Source organism: Rhodococcus sp. NPDC127593 (assembly GCF_042671975.1).
Lineage (GTDB): Bacteria > Actinomycetota > Actinomycetes > Mycobacteriales > Mycobacteriaceae > Rhodococcus_F.
The window spans coordinates 1-18,580 of the sequence record NZ_JBHXWI010000024.1 but is presented as its reverse complement, the minus strand read 5'-3'; the positions used below and the strand labels follow the sequence as shown (position 1 = coordinate 18,580).

Here is an 18,580-nt window from a genome sequence, read left to right as displayed (position 1 = left end):
CGAACGAGTCCCTCGGCGTTCTCGATCGCCCACTTGTGCGTGGGCCAGGCCTTCGCCCACGCGATCAGCGTGTTGTAGCCGGTGAGTGTGGCGTCGATGCGGATCGAGCCCGAGGTCGGTGTTGGTGGCCGAGTCGACCGCGGTGGCGGTGTGGCTGGACTTGTGGGGATCAATTCCGATCACGATCATGGAAGGCGGTTCCCTTCTCTGCTCGGATTGGGGAATCCGCGGAGGACAATCCGACTTCAAGCACCTCTCACAGCAGCTTGTGGTCACCTCCATTCAGTCACTCCGCGAACGCACCGGGAGCGGTGGACACACCCCAGGAGGGTCAACCCAACGCGGGTGACAGGAATGGAACGACGCTACGGGCAGCTAACCCGACCACGGACCGATGACACGAAGATAAGTCGGAATTTCGTGACCGCTGACACAACCACTGACCGGCCTTGCTGGTGATCGAAGAGGAGTCATGTAAGGGCAGTACTGCCTTGTCCGGGTGCTCGAAGCCGAACGCGTCTGCACGGCTCGTCGACTTCGCCGGTGTCATACTCCGTGGCCACCGGGCGCCGGGATGCGTTGAAATACGCTGAACGCGAGTAGAAGTGAACCGCAATACTAAGCTGGTGGGATTGGTCATCCGGGTCAGCAGAAGTACGAATTGGTTCGCCAATCGACCTCGGTGGAAGCTTCCTCATCTTTCAGTCAGTTTGATTATCGCGTTCTCCTGGTCTGCTGCCACGTAGACCGCCCCGTCGCTACCCGCCGCGATACCGCCAGAACGGGCATATGGTTCTTGGAGATATCCAATGGGAAGATTCGACGCTATGGTGACGACGTCTCCCGTTTCAGGATCCAGGAGCCACAGGTCGCCGCTATCGGCTTCCAACACCGCGAGTCGTCCATCCGGCAAGACGTCGATGGATCTGATGGTGTCGAAGTCATCGGCGATCTCTGTGAGGGAACCAGAATTCGTTTCGAGCTTCAGAATCCGTCCGGCTGTGCTCTCCGCGAAGTACACGCTGTCATTATCGGCGCGTACCAACGAGGTCGGCGTGGTAAGACCGTCTGCAACCACTGTTCGGTCCTCGCCCAGGACTCGAACAATTCGGCCGCTGTTTCCTTCCCCAACGAGCAAGCTTCCGTCCGAGAGCCCTATAACATCCGAGGGATGGTCGAAACCTTCCACCTTCTTCGTGAATTCACCTGTGCTCTTATCCACGACCTGGACGGATCCAGTGTTTTCGCTGACAAGGTAAACATGCTGGGAATCGACACCGATTCCTGATGGAAACTGGAGTGCAGACGTCATACGCCGGGCGAGATCGATGACTTGTCCTGTGCCGGTGTCGACGCTGCGCATGGCAGTGCTGTCGGCGATATAGAGGACATCGCGACCGTCCACCGACGCCAATGCGATGTCCTTCGGGAAGGCAAGTTCCCCGTGCGTAAGACTTGTGGCAACGCCCCTCGCGATATCCACTGCGATGACCGCATTGTCAGCCATGTTCGTGACGTAGGCCGTACCAGTATCGGTGATAACCATGTTGTCGACCGGTGCTGCTACTTGCGCGACTAGTTTGGTGGCTCCCGTATGTGGGTCGATCTCCAGAAGCTCGCCGGTCTCTCCCGCCAATGCGTACAGGTGATTGTCGGGTCCCCAGCGCACTGAGACCGGAAGTTTCATGCCGCCGGCCACGACTTCTGTCGCGCCGGTGTCGGGGTCCATACGCACTATCGTTCCGTCGTGGGCTATCGGACCATAGATCTTGCCGTCCATGCCGAACGCGAATGCGTTGACGCCTCCGGTATCCGCTGCGACACGTCGTGGTGGTTGGTGACCTTCTGGATCGATCTCCCAGAATGAGTCGCCGGAGGACGTTTGCCCCACGAATAGTCGCCCCTCGGGGGAGAACGCTATCGAGTTCACACCTGGCAAGTCCTCGGCGATGACTGTGACCGCACCGTCGTCGCTCCTGGTCCGTACAACGCCTGACCGTGGGTCCGTCCAGAACAGATTGCCGGAGGACGACACGGTGAGATCATCGGAACGACCATCCCGCCCGGCGACTTCGGTCTGCACCCTTTTTGAATCCGGATCGAATCGAAAGATCGTCTCACTCGCGATACTGGCGATCAGAATGTCACCATTTTGGTCAAGCGTGAGTCCGTTGACAGTGTGAAAGGGCGATCCCGGAACGAGTGTCTCCTGCTTCCACAGCCCGGTAGGAGCGACGTCGGCGCCGGTCGCCGCGTTATTGCACCCGGTGATCGTCGCCGCTAGGATTCCGCAGATTGCAACGTTGAACAGGCGGATTCGCCTCACCTGAAATTTTCCAACTCTATGCATAATCTCTCCCCTCGATAAAGGTCTTCTGCTTACCGAGTGCAGTGCAGCGGCGCTCGCTTCCCCTGTGCCGACTTGGTCTCGAGGATGAAATCGGGGCGCATAGTGGGGGGGGGGTTCGACGCTGAGTCGTTTGCGCACCCACAGGGCGGTGACAGCGCTGAGAGTGGCACCGAACATCAGTAGGAAGGCGGGCGCGTTCGGATTGCCGTGATGTTGACCAGAAGCTGGCCGAGGTAAAGCGCCGACCATCGCGGCAAGCGTGACTCGCCGTAGGGTCGGGGATTCGTCCAGCGCGGAAGTTGATGACGGAATTGTGTTCACCGTTCTCCTCGAGAAATCGGAAGCGGCCTCGCGCGGAGGACAACGAGCCGCATGTGACACGCCGAGGCGCGGTCCCGAGCTGTGTCCCGGACGACTATCAGCATGCTTACGCTATATCAGCATTCGAGTACTATGCAAGCATGCTTACGGTGTCTCACCGAGGCGAAAGGCGCAGCGGGCCGACATCTTCAAAGGCGGCATATTCGGACAGTGAGAGGTTCCACCGCTCGAGACGCTTGTTGCCGATTCTGCTGATTGCTCGTTCGAGGCGAAAGACCGCGATCCTTGACGACGCCTTGGCCGTCGCGGTTCCGCGCGAGAACCCGCGGTGTGGTCAGGCGCGACCTGGAGGTCCGCTATCGGCGCCCGGTCCCGGTGTCGAGACCACTGTGGATCATCGCGCGAGTAGTCGAGCGCGAGGAGCGAACCTGGGGGTTACGGCGGAAATGCTGCTCGACGATCCCTCGCGCCCGGTCCTGGCGACCGCGTCGGCACATTTCGTAGCTCGCCCCGAGGAGTACTACGAATGCCACCGCCGACGGCCTGAACAGCGCAGAGCGCTAGTGCTTTTGGTGCCAGGTCTCTCGTCGCGGTGGCCTCTCTCATCCTCTGGACCTTTCATGTAAGCATGGTTACGCGATGTCAACGGCTCTCCGCTTGCCACGGGGACCCCGCGAACAGCACCGGCCACTCGTCGGGTGGTTCTCACCCGAGGAGCGGCCGGCGCCGGAACGGTCTGTGTGCAGTTGTGGCGTGCGGTCTGTGTGCAGTTGCGGTGTGCGGTCAGGGTGCCGACGAGGTGCTCGTCGGCCACGCGAACGCGGGACGATCACGGCGGCGATCCTCCGCAGACCGCGGCACGGGCCCGGTGTGGCGGAGAAATCCCGGGCTGCGCACCCCGACGACCTCGGCGAGCCAGGTGGCGGCCTCGACCAGCGCGGGAAGATCGAGGCCGGTGGGGATACCCATGAGCTCGAGCATCGCCGCCGCGTCCTCGGTGCAGACCCCGCCGCCGCGGGCGGCCGGACGGGCCGGGTGCCCCCCGGCGCCGCCGAGGGCGGTGTCGATGTTCGTGACTCCGAGGCGGGCGAGTTCGGCGATACCGGCAACCCCCATGCCTCGGTGGTCGTGAATGTGGACGGTGAGCCGTCCCAGCTCCGTGATCTCGGTCGCGGCTTCCACCATTGCCTGGATCTGCGGCGGCGCCGCATACCCGAACGAATCGGCGAGAATCCAGTCGTCCACCCCGATCGCCTGCAGCCGCCGCGCGAGCGGCGCGACATCGTGCCATGTGCGGGGCAGTCCGGCCGGCCCGCCGAAGGCCCCGATCAGATAGGTGCCGAGGGTGATGTCAGCGGTGCCGGCCACCGCCGACATCTGTTCGAGGGTGGACAGTGCCTGCTCGATGGTCCGGCCGGTGTTGTTCACCGAAAAGGCTTCGTCGACCGAGAGCAGAAACCACGCCTTGTGGGCGCCGGCGTCGATCGCGCGGCGCAGCCCGGTGAGGTTGCCGACGCAGCACTCGAGCGAGACTCCCGGGCGGCGTTGCACCCGTGCGAACACTGTGTCGGCGTCGGCGAGGCGGGGCACGAGGTCGGGCCGGACGAACGAGGACACCTCGATCGCCGGAACACCGGCAGTGATCAGTCGGTCGACGAGCTCGATCTTCTGCTCGGTGGTCGCGTCCGCGGACTGGAACGCGAATCGGGGCGCGACGTCGCGCACTCGCACCGCCGGTGTCGCCTCAGTGACGGGCGCGGTGCTCGGCCCGGTCACCGGGACCACGCGAATTCGCCGCGCTGCGGGTCGACGTCGGCGGCTGTGCGGGGCACCGCACCGGTGCGGCGGACGAACCCGCCTTCGCCGCCGCCAAGGATTTCGTCGAACCAGTTCGCCGCGTCGATGAGAGCGCGCAGGTCCACCCCGGTGGCGACGTCGGAGCGTTCGAGCAGTTGCACGGCGTCCTCGGTGCAGACCCCGCCGGCCCGCGCACCGGGCACGGCGGGGTGCCCGCCGGCGCCGGCGAGGGAGGTGTCGATGTTGCGCAGTCCCATCCGCGCCAGCTCCGCCACGTTCGCCACCCCCATGCCGCGGCTGTCGTGGACCTGCACGGTCAGCTTGTCCATCGCATTGATCTCGGCGGCGAACGCCACGGTCTCCCGTATCTGCACCGGGCTCGCGTACCCGCAGGAGTCCGCGAGAATCCAGTCGTCGACCCCAATTTCGCGCAGCCTCCGCAGCAGGGGTTCGAGATCTTCGGGGCGCCTGGGGGTGCCCAGTGGGCCGCCCCAGGCGAAGATCAGGTACGTGCCCACGGTGGTGCCGGTGCCGTCGGCCTCGGCCCGCAGCCGCTCGAGGACGGCCAGTGATTCGTCGATCGAGCGGCCGGTGTTGTTGCGGGAGAATTCCTCGTCCGCCGACAGCAGGAACCAGGCCTTGTGGGCGCCGGCGTCGACCGCTCGGACCAGACCGCTCTGGTTGCCGATGCAGCATTCGAGGGAAACCCCCGCGGGGCGCTGCACCCGGGCGAAGACTTCGGCGGCGTCGGCCAGCCCGGGAACCAGATCGGGGCGCACGAACGAAGACACCTCCACCGCGGTGATCCCGGCGGCGGTGAGCCGATCGACCAATTCCACCTTCTGTTCGGTGGTGGCCGGTTGGGCCTGAAAGGTCAACCGGGGGGCGACGTCCCGGATGCGGACAGTGTTCATCTCAGGGTGCTCCTGCACTGGCGAAAACGGTGTGGGCCGCCGCCGGGTAGGTGGGTCGGGGAAGCTCAGAGGTTGCGGGTCGGGCGCATGCCGGCGGCGTCGGCGTCCCAGGTTCCGGCGGTGAGGCCGTCCTCACGCAGCGCCACCTTCCGCAGTTTCCCGGTGGGGGTGCGGGGAAGGGTGGTGGTGAGCTCGAAGTACCGCGGAACCATGAAGTGCGGCAACTGCGCATCGCAGTGCCGGTAGAGCACCTCGAAGTCGATGGTGGCCGGGTCGTCCACCTCCAGCACAACCTTGACCTCGTCCTCGCCGAGTTCCGAACGCACCGCGACCGCGGCCACTTCCTTGATGCCGGGGAATTGACCGACGGCGGATTCGACTTCGTGGGAGGAGATGTTTTCCCCGCGCCGGCGCAACGCGTCCTTCTTGCGGTCGACGAAGTAGAAGAACCCGTCCTCGTCGACGTAGCCGAGATCGCCGGTGTGCCACCACAGATCGGCCATCCCGGCCAGCGTCGCCTCCGGGTCCTTGAAATAGCCGGCGAACATGATGTTCGCCATCGTCGGCCGATACACGATCTCCCCCACCTCACCCGGCGAGACCGAGCGGCCCAGCTCGTCGTGGATCTCGACGATCGAGGTGGCGGTGGGCTTGCCGAGCGAGCCGACCCGGCGACCGCGGAGCGGGTTGTACAGGAAGTTCTTGGCCTCGGTGGAGCCGTAACCCTCGACGATGTGCACCCCGAACCGTTCCTCGAAACGGTAGAGCACGTCCGCCGGGGCCGGGGCGGCGAAGACCCGCTCGACCGCATGGTCGCGATCGCGCGGTGACGGTGGCTGCGCGAGCAGCATCGGCAGGATCGAGCCGAGGGCGAAGAACTCGGTAGCCCCGGTCTCCCGGATCTCATCCCAGAACCGGCTGGCGGAGAACCGCGGCGACAGACAGATCGTTGCCCCCGCATAGATCGCGTGCATGCTGCAGGTGATGGTGGCCGCACCGTGGAACATCGGCAGGCAGGTGTAGAGACGGTCCCGGGTCGTCGTGCCCATCGCGACGGCGGCCTCGCGGGCCATGACCACCCCCTTCAGCGCCGGACTGAGCACCCCCTTGCTGCGGCCGGTGGTGCCGGAGGTGAAACTGAGGCTGGTGAGATCTCCGGGTGCGACCATCGGGAGGTCCACCGTGACTTGCCCCTTGGTGTGGATGTCGTCCCAAGCGTAGGTCGCGACATCGCCGGCGGGAAGCCGGTCCGGCTGTCCGTCGAGGTAGATGAGGTTGGTCACGGACGCAGGCAGATTTTCCAGATCGGCGAGGGGGCCGGTCATTAGCCGCTCGGTGATGATCGCCCGGGATTCGGAGTGCTCGAGTGCGAACTCGAGGAACGAGCCCTTGTAGGCGGTATTGATCGGCACATACTGCAGGCCGGCCCGTCCGAGACCGAAGAGCGCGATGAGGAATTCGGGCCGGTTGGACAGGAAGACGCTGACTGCGTCCCCGGGCTGCAATCCGATCGCGAGTAGTCCACGGGCCAAGCTGGTAGCAGCGTCATCGAGCTCGCGGTAGCTCAGTTCCGTTCCCTCGAAGACCAGTGCGGTCTTGTCGGGAATTTGACTGGCTCGGGCGGCCAGCAGACCGGACGCGGTTCCGCCGCCGAGATCCCGAAGGTCGTGTGTGCTCATTGTTACTTTCCTCCATGTGCGGGCCGGACCGGCCACGGTCGTCGACCGTTGTCACCCTGTGGTGACAGGAAACATCAGGGCAGCATGCTCGTCGTCAGAAGCATGTTTAGGTCAGTCGTGTGGTGCTGCCGTCACGGGTCAAGGACCATCATCGCGCCGACATGGGTTGCCGGAGAAGGATGCGGTGGCCGGTGACGCTGCACCCGGGTCGGGTCAGGCGTGCTTCTCGCCGGGTGTCCGCGCAGGTTCGTCGACCACGTGTCCGGAACCCCGCGATCGGACGCGGCTTCAGAGTTCGCGCTTGACCCGTGCGAGGAAGTCGTCGAGTTCGGGGGTCCACTTTGGTTCGGTGCCGGTGGTCAGCAGGAAGGCGCCCACCCCGAGGTCGCGGTACTGCCGCAGGGATTTCATGATTCGGTCGGGGGTGCCGACCAGGGCCGCGGAGTTCGCGAATCCGCCGAGGAGAGAGACCAGGCGGGCCCAGAAGCAGTCGTCGTGCAGTTCCTCCTGGGCGTAGGCGAGCTGACGTTCGCGGCCGACGGAGGCGTCGGTGCTCGACGAGCGCAGAAAGGTGTGGGTGCCCTGGGCCTCGAGGATCTCGTTCTCCGCGCGGCGGGCCGCTTCCCAGGCCAGATCGTCCGTCTCGCCGAGGAACAGCCGCAGGCTCAGCGAGAACTGCGGGGCGCGGCCGTAGGTTGTCGCCGCCGCCTGCACCCGTTGAATCCGTTCCCGGGTGCCGGCGAGGGGTTCACCCCAGAGCATGTAGAGGTCGGCGTGGCGGGCACCGAAGTCGATGGCCTCGTCGCTTTCGCCGCCCATGTAGATCGGGACCTGCCCGTTTACCGGGCGGACGAGCTGCTTGACTCGTTCTTCCTTGTAGTACTTGCCGTCGTGATCGAATGCTTCGGGGTCCGCCCAGGCCTGCCGCATCACGTCGAGGTACTCGATGGCGCGTTCGTAGCGGGCGGTCTTCTCGGTGTAGTCCCCCTCGCGGTGCAGGTCCTTCTCGGAGCCGCCGCTGACCATGTTGATCGCGATCCGGCCGCGGGAGACGACGTCGAGGGTGGAGAAGTACCGGGCCGCGGCGGCCGGGTCCATCACTCCCGGGCGGTGCGCGACAATCAGTCCGAGCCGCTCGGAATTGGCCAGCATGTACGGGGCGTAGGCGTGGTTGTGCGGCCAGATCGAGGAGTAGCCGACCAGCACCCGGTCCAGTGCCTGCGAGCCGTCCAGTTCGCGGGTGCTCTTCTCGAGTTTGTCGACGGCGGCCTCGTTGAACGGCATTGCGTTGGCCACACTGAATATCTGAACCATCAGGTCTCTCCTCGAGGTATTTCGTCGAACCGATCACCGGCGGCCGGTGCCGCGGGAAGGCCGGAATGTCGCCCGCGGGGCCTGCCTCGCGAGTCAACTCCCACTTCGTATGCGTCACGACCACAGAAGGCATGTAAGCATGCTGTCAATTATGACAGCATGCTTACACGCTGTCAATCAATCGTTCGTCTCATTGCCCGCGCCACACCGGGGCGCGCCTCTCGGCGAAGGCGCGGGCACCCTCCTGTGCGTCCTTCGACGCGAAAACCGGTTCCGTGTACTGCTTCTGGGCAGCAAAGTCATCGGCGTCGGTATAGCGGGCGGACATCGCGACGACCTGCTTGGTCGCGCGGATCGCCAGCGGGGCATTGCCGGCGATCCGGCCCGCCAGCTCGCGGGCGGCGGCCAGGGCGCCGCCCGGGTCGGTGAGGCGGTTGACGAGGCCGTGGCGGTGGGCGGCCTCGGCGGGCAGCGGGTCGCCGGTCAGGGCCATTTCCATGGCGAGCTGGTAGGGCAGGATCTTCGGCAGCCGCAGCAGACCGCCGCCGCGGGCCACCAGCCCGCGGGTGACCTCGGGGATACCGAACTTCGCGTCCCTGGCTGCGACGATCAGATCGGCAGACAGCGCCAGCTCGCACCCGCCGGCCAGCGCCCACCCCTCCACCGCGGCGATCAGCGGCTTGGACGGCGGCGCCTCGGTGAGACCGGCGAAGCCGCGACCGGCAATTGTGGGCCGTTCTCCTCGCGCGAAGCCTTTGAGATCCATTCCTGCGCAGAATGTTCCACCGGCACCGGTGAGGATTGCGACGGTCAGGTCCGGTCGGGATTCGAATTCGTCGATCGCGACCGCCAGCGCCTTCGCCAGTGCGAGATTGACCGCATTCTTGGCGTCGGGGCGATTGAGGGTGATGACGAAGATTCCGTGGTCGGACTCGGTCAGTACCTCACTCACTCTGGCCTCTTCCGCATTGCGCATGGACGGCCGGCTCACTGTGATGCCGACTCGGTCGGCGCGTCCTGCGGCCCAAGGACGCGGAGCGCGTCGCGTTCCGGGTTGATCGCGAGCAGGGCGAGGGCGGCGCCGGCGATCGAGACGAGGCCAAAGACCTGGAACGCCTGGGCGTAACCGGCGGCGGGTGAGGCGGCGGCGTCGACGATCTCGCCGGTGATGAACGGCGCGAACACTCCGCCGAGGGACATGAGTGCGAAGAAGACCCCCAAGGCGCCGGCGAGCTGACGCTGCGGGCAGATCTGCGAGATCGCGCCACTGAGCTGCGGATAGATGACAGTGCCGAAGCCGTAACCGATGGACACCACCGCGACGACGAGACCGGGAGCGCCGAGATACGGCACCGAGACGAGGCAGAGGCCGCACAGCAGCAGTGCGATGCCGGGCAGCACGCCGCGCAGCGCCCGCGAGCTGTAGCCACGGCTCATCAGGAAGTCGCTGACCGGTGTCACCAGGAACAGCGCGAGGAGAGCGCCGACGCTGGGCAGGACGAACAAGGTGCCCGCCTGAACGCGGGAATAGCCCAGACCCGCTTCGAAATACGAGGGAATGAACGTCAGCGCGACGGAGAGCACCGCGTTCATCGCGATAACCGCGCCGGTGGCGGCGATAAACGTCGGGGTCCGGAAGATGCGCAGCCACGGCACCGTCGGAACCGCGCCGGCCTCGATGTCGTCGGCAGTCACGCCCTTGGATGCGGCGGCCGCCTTGGACTCACTGTACGGGCCCTCGGTCCAGGTCAGCAGCCACAGCACGCACCACGCGACACCGATACCCGCGAGGATGAGGAATCCGGTGTGCCAACCCCAGTGCACAATCGCCAAGGTGAGGCCCGGGACGATGAGCAGCTTCGCGAACGAGCCCGCGGAGGTGATGAAAGCCCCAGGGAAAGAACGCTTTTCCATCGGATGCCAGGTATAGACCGCGGTGAAGATGAGTGAGGCACCCGGCCCCTCGGACAGGCCGAGGAGGAACCGGCTGGCCAGCAGCACGGCGAAGCTGGCGGCGAAGACCATCGGCAACATGCACACCGCCCACGCCAACGACATCAGGATCAACGACCAGCGCAGCGCCAGCCACTTGTTGAGCAGCCCGGTCGCCATGCCGCCGATGATGTACGCGAGGAAGAACGCGCTGCCGGCCAATCCGATCTGGGACGAGGTCAGGCCCAGGTCTTCCTGGAGAGGCCGGGCGACCAGGCCGAGCAGCATCTTGTCCGCATAGGTGATGACGTAAAGAGCGGAGAGCACCAGCGTCAGGCCCCACGCCCGAAACCGGGAATAGGAGGGTCCGGACGAGTTCAATGGCGCGTGCGCCGAGGTCTGCAGAGCGGCTTCGGACATGGTGGTCCCTTCGAGGAGGGGAGGAATGTGATCCACCCGGGATTCGGCGCCACGATCGTTTTCGGGCCCGATCATCCGGGTAGCTGCTATGTACGCATGCTTACACTAATCAGCATGCGTACGTGATGTCAACCACACATCCGCTCCATCGACGGGTCACACGGAGCGACCGCGCCCGCGTTACAGCACGTCGTCGCCGGAGAACTCCTTGATCTCGGACTCGACCGCATGGGCGCACTGACGCAACATCGTGTTCAGCTGCTCGATCTGCTCGGCGTCGAACAGATCGGTGAACGTCGAGTTGATCTTGTTCACCCGCGTCCCCATCTCGGCCAGCGCTTCCCGCCCGGCCTCGGTGACATGCAGCGACAGTGCGCGCTCGTTCTCCGGGCGTTGGTGGCGTTCGACGTAGCCGCGCTTCTCGAGCTGAGTGACCATCCGCGTCATCGTCTGCGGCCGGACGAACGCCCGTCGGGACAATTGAATCAGGGACAGGTTCGGCTGATCTGCCATGATCCGGAGTGCGGCGTAGCTGGCCAGGGTCAGATTCCACGGCGCCAACCGCATCGTGCCGATCTGATGCACCGAGCGCTGCAGGCGTGACACGGCATCGATGACCAGGCTGGCGGGCTCGAGTGGTGGCAGCGTCGCGGCGGTGGTGTCACGGCTTCCGGCCGGGTCGGTGGTAGTCACGGCTACAGAGTAGGCGCTCGGACCCACACCAGGTCCACACCTCGCGCTCGGGCGGTTTCACCGACACGCTGTTGACGATTATGTAAGCATGCTGATGTAATGCAGCAGGCTTACATCCATCGGTGGTCGCCACACGCCCGCCATCCCACGCGCACGTGATGTGACCCGGACTAGGAGATACCGCAATGATTCTTTCCGTCGATAACGCGCGATCGCTCGCCGAGGCCGCGATGACCGCGGTCGGGCACACCCGCGCCGAAGCGGCGATCATCGCCGATCACCTGATCGACTGCGAATTGCGCGGACTCTCCTTCGGCGGCCTTCCCCGGGCGCTGTCCGTGACCGAACACATCCAGTTGACTCAGCCGACTCGCCGACCCATCGAGATCGTCCGGGAGACACCCGTCTCGGCGACCCTCGACGGCGGGAACCAGGTCGGCTACCTGGTGGCGCGGCGCGCCACGGAGATCGCAATCGAGAAGGCCGCCGCCACCGGCGTGGCCGTGGTCGGCGCGTCGAAAACCTGGTACACGGGCATGTTCTCGTACTACCTGGAAAAAATCACCCGCGCCGGACTGGTCGGAATGATCGCCGGAAGCGGTGGCCCGAAGGTCGCCCCGCACGGCGGAACCGAGCCCCGGTTCAGCACGAACCCCATCGCATTCGGATTCCCCACCCAGTCCCACCCGGTGATCTGGGACATCGGCACGTCGAGCATCATGCTCGGCGAGGTCATGCTGGCAGGGCGGCTCGGCACCGAACTGCCCGAGGGCCGCGCGTTCGACACGGCCGGCCAGCCGACCCGCGATCCCAATGCCGCTCTCGACGGCGCATTCACCGTCTGGGGTGGCCACAAGGGCTCGGGGCTGGCGATGATGGTCCAACTGCTCGGCATCCTCGGCGGCCAGGCGGCCAAACCCCAGGGCCTGACCGACTGCGGATTCTTCGCCGTCGTGGTCGACCCCGCCATCCTCGGTTCGACCGAAGACTTCCGGCAAAAGGTCACCGACTTCACCGACAGTGTTCGCTCGACCAACCCGCTTGAGCCCCAGGCCCCGGTCCGGGTGCCGTTCGACCGCTCAGTCGCAGAACGGACCCGGCGCATCGCCGCGGACGCTATCGAGGTACCCGATCAGGTCGTCGACGCCCTCACCCGGATCTCCGGCGTGAGCGCCTCGGCCTGAGCGGCGATTCTACCGCCGTCGTCATCATCACAAGTCACCGCCACGAAAGGACAACACACTTGTCTATCAACCGGATTCGGGTCGTCGGTGCGGGCGCCATGGGCCGAGGCATCGCCCAGGTCGCCGCTGTCGCCGGGATCAGCGTCGAGATCACCGATGTCTCCGACGAGGCGGTCACCACGGCGCTGGATTTCGTGGCCAGGATGATTCGCCGATCGGCGGAGAAGGGTCAACGCTCCGTCGCCGACACGGAGGCTGCGGTGTCGCGGCTGCGTGCCGGTGCCGGTCCCACCATCCCCGATCACGGTCTCGACCTGGTCATCGAGGCGGTCGTGGAGAACCTCGAGGTCAAGCAACGGCTGCTTGCCGAGATGGAAACCGCCGCACCTCATGCCCTTCTGGCATCGAACACCAGCTCGATTCCGATCACCACCATCGGCGCCGGTCTGCAGAATCCCGGCCGGCTCGTGGGGCTGCACTTCTTCAATCCGGTGCCGCTGATGCCCTTGGTCGAAGTGATCCCGGGTCTACGAACCGATCCAGGAGTTGTCGAGGAGGCCGTCGGGTTCGTCGACACGCTCGGCCACACTCCGATCGTGGCCCGGGACACCCCGGGATTCCTGGTCAACCACCTCGGCCGGGGACTGCCGACCGAGGCACTCGCCCTGCTGTCCGAGCAGGTCGCCTCCGAGGTCGACATCGACCGCATCGCCCGCGACACCCTCGGGCTGAAGATGGGGCCGTTCGAGCTGATGGACCTGACCGGCCTCGACGTCTCCCACCCGGTGATGGAGATCGTCTCCGCCGGATTCTACGGAGATCCACGCCTGCGGCCCTCGCCCCTGACCGCCTCGCGGGTAATCGCCGGGTTGCTCGGCCGCAAGACCGGCGCCGGGTTCTACCACTACTCCGGCGGTACCCAAGCCGTCCCCGACGAGGAGTTACCCGCCGCGAACCCCGCGGCGGTGCCGGTACACGTGCACGGCAACATCTCGTTCACCGACACCCTGCGCTCGGTCGGGATCACCGTCACCGATACCGCCGAACCGGACGCCGTCTCGATCGTCTTCCCTCTCGGTGAGCCCGCACACCGCACCATCCTTCGCGCGGGACTCGACCCGGCCCGAGCCGTGGGCATCGACCCGCTGACCGTGTCCGGACCGCGGCTCACCGTCGTCGTCCCCGCCACTCTCGATCCGGCGGCCGGTCAGGCGGCGCTGAAAACCCTGGCCGCGCTGGGCCGCCCGATCACCGTGACCGCCGACGGGCCCGCACCGGTGGCGCAGCGTTTGCTCGCCGCCATCATCAACATCTCCTGCGCGCTCGCCGAACACGGAATCGGCTCGCCCGCCGACATCGATGGGGGTGCCCGTCTCGGTCTCGGCTATCCCCGCGGCCCCCTCGAATGGGGCGACCGACTCGGCCCCGACCTGATCGTGCGGATCCTCGACGGGTTGCTCTCCTACACCGGCGACCCGCGGTACCGCGCCAGCGGATGGCTCCGCGCACGAACTGAACTCGGTATGTCCCTGCGCGAACATGGCACCAGGCTGCCTGTGGACATCCCCCACGCACACGCCGGCATGACCGGATGACACGTCCAGCGGAGTCGATGAGCGACGAACACGCGTTCTTCACCGCCACCGGCCTGGAGTTTCTGCCCCTACCGACCGCGAGGGGCGGTTGGTCCGCCGACATGATCACCGGGCCCGCGGTGACCGGCCTTACAGCGCGGGCACTCGAGACGGCGCACAGCGCGGCAGGATTTCATCCGGCCCGCCTGACCGTGGATCTCTGTCGGCCCGTGCGAAACAGACCGCTGACCGTGGTGACCACCAGCGTCCGGGAGGGCAACCGAATTCGGGTGGCCGATGCCGAACTTCTCCAGGACGGTGAAACGGTGGCCCGCGGATCGGTCGTGCTGCTGAAGCGCTCCTGCCCGCCACCCGGGACAGTGTGGCAACGTCCCGGACTTCCCGGATCACCCCCGCCGCACCTCGTCGATGACCTTTCCGTTCCTCCAGGATCGGCATGGTTCGGCAGCGATGACCACCCAGCCGGATGGTCCACGGACCGGACCGAACACCAGGGGCCCAGCAGAAAGCGGATGTGGCAACGCCCAAGCAACATCGTCGCGGGCGAGGAGCTCACACCTTTCATCCGCGCCGCCATCGTCGGCGACGCCACCAACCTGATGACGAACTGGGGCACCGCCGGCGTCGGATACATCAACGCCGACCTCACCCTTGCCTTAGCCCGACTACCCGATGGGGCGGAGATCGGGCTCGAATCGGACAATCACCTCAGCGCCGACGGTATCTCTGTCGGAACAGCGACCATGTTCGACCGCCACGGACCTGTCGGGACATGCACAGTCAGCGCACTAGCCAACGAGGGGCGCCAAATCGACTTCGCGTCACAACGCCCAAAGTGCACTCGCGCATCCCGCAAAGAACACCCGAAACCTGGCACTTCGGTGTACGCGGATCCTGACGGGCCGCGTTCATTGTCAGCCAATTGACTTGTGAGGATTGTCCACATAATCGAGACGGAGGGGGATACCGAGGCCGTCGACAAGCTGATGACCGCTGGCCGGTATCAGTTCCGCTACATCGCGCAGCGGCTGTTCGACGACCGCGCGGAGAAGGCCGAACGCGCCGCCGCCGCCCAGCCCTATCTCGACAGGGGATACACGATCCTTGCCGAAGAACCCCAGTACGGAACGGATGTCCTGCTCGCGGACCTGGTCACCGTAGACGACGGCGGCGAGGTCACCGCCGCCCACACCGAGACCGACCCGGCCCGGTGGGCGGTGTGGCTGAGCAAGGACGAACGCTACTTCGACACCGAGAGCGGCGAGGAAGTCGACGGCGAGGAGGTGGATTGGTCCACCGAGAACCACCCCGACGCCACCCCGTACGAGGGGCACCGGCACGCGAACACGGTGCAAACCCGCCAGGTCTGGACACCGGAGTACGTGTGCCTCGACCTCGACGGTGCCGCAGTGGCGCTCTCACCGGTACTCGCAGCCGCCCGAACCGCCACCGAGGGTGAAGGCACCGAGGACGACGCTGCCGCAGCCCTGCGGATGGAAGCCGAGTCCAATGAACGCCAGCGTAAGGAACGCCGCCAGGTGCGGGAGCTGAACAAGCAGGCCGCCGCCGCGACCACCGTCCGCCGCGACTTCCTGCGCACCACACTGCTGGCACGCAAGACCGCCCCGAAGGGCACCGCCACCTTCATCGCCGCAACCCTCGCCGCCGACTCCGGACTGCTCTCCGAGTACAACGCCAGCACCCTGGTTCCCGAGCTGCTCGGCTTCACCGACTTCAACATCGGCAGCGGCGTGCTCACACTGCTCGACACGGCCACCGATAACCGCGCCCAAGTGATCACCCTCGCGCTGGTCGCCGCCGCACTGGAAGCCCGAATGGTCAACGACGCGTGGCGCTCGCGCCCCCGAAGCGCCGACCGCTACCTGACCTTCCTGACCGAGCACGGCCACACCCTTGCCCCGGTCGAGGAAGTCATCGCAGGACAGCGCACCCCCGACGACGTCGAGATCGACTGACCAAAACCCCACTGGCCGAGGGCGAGAACCCACCTCGCCCCGGCCAGGGGGGCCAGCCGGGTCACCGCGCGCACGCGGTCGGCCGCACCCCGCGCCGAAGACCCAGCCCCACCCCACCCAGCCCACACGCGGCGCGGGCTGCGGCCGAAGGCGGACCACTCGCCACCGCGGCCGGCCCGCGGGCCCGGCGCACCAACGGCAGGTGCCCCGATAAAAAGAAAAAGCGCCGAGAAGCGAAAAGAAAAACAATCCGGGCACCTTTTCCCTTTTCTCTTTCAGTTTTCTATCGCCACGCCTCCGCATCAAGGCCGCTCCCCGGAAACTTTTCCACGCGGTCGTCCACTCCCTTATTTCGCGGAAAAGTTTCCCCGCTCACCTTGACGCTCCGGCGACGCGCCAGAACCTTCGCCAGTGCAAGGGAGGGCGGAAGTACGGGCAGGTGAGAGGGCTTAGCGGTTTGCTCGCCTGGGTTGATCGCGGGCCGTCGTATCGCGGAAGAATGGCGTATCAATATCTATTAATGGCCTGTAATTTTCTCTTCGAATAACTGGGAAAGGCTTGGAAATGGCGCAATTATTCGATAAAATAAACACAATCAGAAATTCGGCGAAGGGGGAAATTGTGACGGTCACCGTATACGCCAAACCGGACTGCGTTCAGTGCAATGCCACCTACCGCGCCCTCGACAAAGAGGGGGTCGACTATTCGATCGTCGACCTCACTGAGAACCCCTCCGCCCGCGACCGTGTGATGGGACTCGGCTACCTCCAAGCGCCCGTCGTCGTGGCCGGCGACCAACACTGGTCCGGCTTCCGCCCCGACCGCATCGCGGCACTCGCCGCAGCCTGACACCCCGATGTCCGCGAGAAAGGATCGAACCGGCATGAGCGCTGCACTCTCCGTCGTCCCCGGCACCCCCGAGCTTGCCGGTGTCGACCCGATTCAGCCAGAAGATTACGCAGATGACCTGCACAACGACGTCGAAGCGCTGTTCCTGTGCGCCCTGCTCTGGGCACCGGCCGCAGCCGCCACCCGAGCCGTCGACATCCTCGAGACCACCGACTTCGAACGCACCACCCACCGGGAGTTCTTCCGCCTCATCACCCGCCTGCTCCGCGGCGGCGCACCCCACAACCCGGCCATGGTCGGAGCCGCCCTCGAGCAGTCCGGTCACCTCGCCGGTCACCACGGATCCGAACGCTCCCGCCACCTCGCCAACATCACCACCCTCGGCGCCGAACACACCGCCGTCGACCACTACGCCCGCGCCGTCTTCAGTCAGGCCTACCGACGCTCCTTCGCCGCCGCCGCCACCGCCCTCACCCAAGCCGCACAGCAACTCCCCGAAGACCAGCTCTACGAGCACATGTGCGAAATCGGCCGCCGCCAACGCACCTTCACCGAACGCCGCAACACCATCAAAGGAGACACCCGATGAGCCTCGACCACCACGTCCACCCCGACGACGAACGCGACGCCTTCCAACTCCACGAATCCGGATTCACCTGGACCCAGATCGCCCACGAGATCGGCTGCACCGAAGGAGCCGCCCAAGCCTTCGCTGCCGCCTACCAGCAACGCACCGATACCGCCGCCGCCGAATCCCAGATCACCCTGTTCTGACGCTCTGACACGCACCTGATTATCAACGCCCACGAAAGGATCCGCTTGCCGTGACCGGAGATCTCCAGGACCTGCAAGGACGGACAGCGGCCGCGGTCGCCGAGATCCGCCCAGCCGCCGTCCTCGACCCCGCTGGGACCGCCATCCTCGACAACTTCCTGCGCGCGCACTACCTCCGCACACTCACCACCGACGGCAACGATCACACCATCGAGTAACCGGCCCGAGCCCCACGCCGAAGCCGCGTGTCAGACCCCTCGGGAATGCTGTCACCACACGGCCCCAGCAGAAAGGTCCACCCATGGCAGTGGCAGCACTCATCGCCATCGGGGCGCTACTGATCTGGGCATTCGGCTCCATCACCGCACGGCTTATCGGTGCCCTCATCATCTTCGAGGGACTGCTCCGCATCGGATACACCGGCGCGGGTCCCCTCTCGGTCGCGCTCCTCGCTACCGGATTCGCCGCATGGTTACTCGGACACTGGATCTGGGCATACAAACACAAAACCTGGCGCACCCGACTCGCACTCAACGCCTACAGCCTCCCCGGCCTCCACCACCTCGCACCCATCCGAACAAACCGTGCACCACGCCCCATCGTCAAGTGGCCATCACAGCGGTAAACCCGGGCCTACAAAACAAATCTGGCATACCTGGCTCGCACTCAGTTCCGGAACGCACTCTAAGCTTGTCGTTTAACCTCGGCCATCGCGCGGGGCAGTTGGTAATGATGTTGTTCGGCGTGTCGCCACGGCATGGGGCGACCACCGCCTGATCATC

General features: G+C 65.7%; 17 protein-coding genes. 9 read left to right on the top strand and 8 right to left on the bottom strand.

All coding sequences use genetic code 11. From position 1 onward, the window contains the following. Window positions 1-694: 694 nt before the first annotated feature. From ACFVJ3_RS22580 to ACFVJ3_RS22545, 8 genes are all read right to left on the bottom strand, one after another. Complete coding sequence (locus ACFVJ3_RS22580) at window positions 695-2,350, bottom strand: DUF6923 family protein (protein WP_378454152.1); 1,656 nt, start codon at window positions 2,348-2,350, stop codon at window positions 695-697. Between the two features lie 1,104 nt (window positions 2,351-3,454). Beyond that, window positions 3,455-4,447, bottom strand: a complete 993-nt coding sequence (locus ACFVJ3_RS22575; protein WP_378454151.1) for a pyruvate carboxyltransferase — start codon at window positions 4,445-4,447, stop codon at window positions 3,455-3,457. Then, window positions 4,444-5,382 (bottom strand): pyruvate carboxyltransferase, encoded by a 939-nt coding sequence (locus tag ACFVJ3_RS22570; RefSeq protein ID WP_378454150.1) that lies wholly within the window; start codon window positions 5,380-5,382, stop codon window positions 4,444-4,446. The genes ACFVJ3_RS22575 and ACFVJ3_RS22570 overlap by 4 nt, the downstream gene beginning before the upstream one ends. Window positions 5,383-5,447: 65 nt before the next feature. After that, window positions 5,448-7,061, bottom strand: a complete 1,614-nt coding sequence (locus tag ACFVJ3_RS22565; RefSeq protein WP_378454149.1) for an AMP-binding protein — start codon at window positions 7,059-7,061, stop codon at window positions 5,448-5,450. Between the two features lie 288 nt (window positions 7,062-7,349). Then, window positions 7,350-8,375, bottom strand: coding sequence for an LLM class flavin-dependent oxidoreductase (locus tag ACFVJ3_RS22560; protein WP_378454148.1), 1,026 nt, complete (start codon window positions 8,373-8,375; stop codon window positions 7,350-7,352). 190 nt (window positions 8,376-8,565) lie between these two features. Beyond that, on the bottom strand, window positions 8,566-9,327 hold the full coding sequence (locus ACFVJ3_RS22555; RefSeq protein ID WP_378454147.1) for a crotonase/enoyl-CoA hydratase family protein: 762 nt from the start codon (window positions 9,325-9,327) through the stop codon (window positions 8,566-8,568). 35 nt (window positions 9,328-9,362) lie between these two features. Then, the gene (locus ACFVJ3_RS22550) at window positions 9,363-10,727 is read right to left on the bottom strand and encodes an MFS transporter (protein WP_378454146.1); all 1,365 of its coding nucleotides are present in this window, start codon (window positions 10,725-10,727) and stop codon (window positions 9,363-9,365) included. Between the two features lie 180 nt (window positions 10,728-10,907). Further along, window positions 10,908-11,420 (bottom strand): MarR family winged helix-turn-helix transcriptional regulator, encoded by a 513-nt coding sequence (locus ACFVJ3_RS22545; RefSeq protein ID WP_378454145.1) that lies wholly within the window; start codon window positions 11,418-11,420, stop codon window positions 10,908-10,910. A 185-nt stretch (window positions 11,421-11,605) separates the two neighbouring features. Between ACFVJ3_RS22545 and ACFVJ3_RS22540 the strand changes: the two genes are divergently transcribed. From ACFVJ3_RS22540 to ACFVJ3_RS22500, 9 genes are all read left to right on the top strand, one after another. After that, a complete protein-coding gene (locus ACFVJ3_RS22540; protein WP_378454144.1) occupies window positions 11,606-12,604 on the top strand; it encodes an Ldh family oxidoreductase in 999 nt (332 codons plus the stop codon). A 59-nt stretch (window positions 12,605-12,663) separates the two neighbouring features. Then, window positions 12,664-14,199, top strand: a complete 1,536-nt coding sequence (locus ACFVJ3_RS22535; protein ID WP_378454143.1) for a 3-hydroxyacyl-CoA dehydrogenase — start codon at window positions 12,664-12,666, stop codon at window positions 14,197-14,199. A gap of 17 nt (window positions 14,200-14,216) precedes the next feature. Then, window positions 14,217-15,125, top strand: coding sequence for a thioesterase family protein (locus tag ACFVJ3_RS22530; protein ID WP_378454142.1), 909 nt, complete (start codon window positions 14,217-14,219; stop codon window positions 15,123-15,125). Window positions 15,126-15,128: 3 nt separating this feature from the next. Continuing rightward, window positions 15,129-16,175, top strand: a complete 1,047-nt coding sequence (locus ACFVJ3_RS22525; RefSeq protein WP_378454141.1) for a hypothetical protein — start codon at window positions 15,129-15,131, stop codon at window positions 16,173-16,175. Window positions 16,176-16,796: 621 nt separating this feature from the next. Continuing rightward, entirely contained in the window at window positions 16,797-17,024 is a 228-nt protein-coding gene (gene nrdH / locus ACFVJ3_RS22520; protein WP_378454140.1) for a glutaredoxin-like protein NrdH, read from the top strand. A gap of 34 nt (window positions 17,025-17,058) precedes the next feature. Continuing rightward, complete coding sequence (locus ACFVJ3_RS22515) at window positions 17,059-17,613, top strand: DnaB-like helicase N-terminal domain-containing protein (RefSeq protein ID WP_378454139.1); 555 nt, start codon at window positions 17,059-17,061, stop codon at window positions 17,611-17,613. Continuing rightward, window positions 17,610-17,798 carry a hypothetical protein gene (locus ACFVJ3_RS22510; protein WP_378454138.1) on the top strand — a complete coding sequence of 63 codons (189 nt, stop codon included), beginning with the start codon at window positions 17,610-17,612 and terminating at the stop codon, window positions 17,796-17,798. The genes ACFVJ3_RS22515 and ACFVJ3_RS22510 overlap by 4 nt, the downstream gene beginning before the upstream one ends. Window positions 17,799-17,848: 50 nt before the next feature. After that, window positions 17,849-18,016, top strand: coding sequence for a hypothetical protein (locus ACFVJ3_RS22505; RefSeq protein ID WP_378454137.1), 168 nt, complete (start codon window positions 17,849-17,851; stop codon window positions 18,014-18,016). A gap of 83 nt (window positions 18,017-18,099) precedes the next feature. Beyond that, window positions 18,100-18,423 (top strand): hypothetical protein, encoded by a 324-nt coding sequence (locus tag ACFVJ3_RS22500; protein WP_378454136.1) that lies wholly within the window; start codon window positions 18,100-18,102, stop codon window positions 18,421-18,423. Window positions 18,424-18,580: the final 157 nt, after the last annotated feature.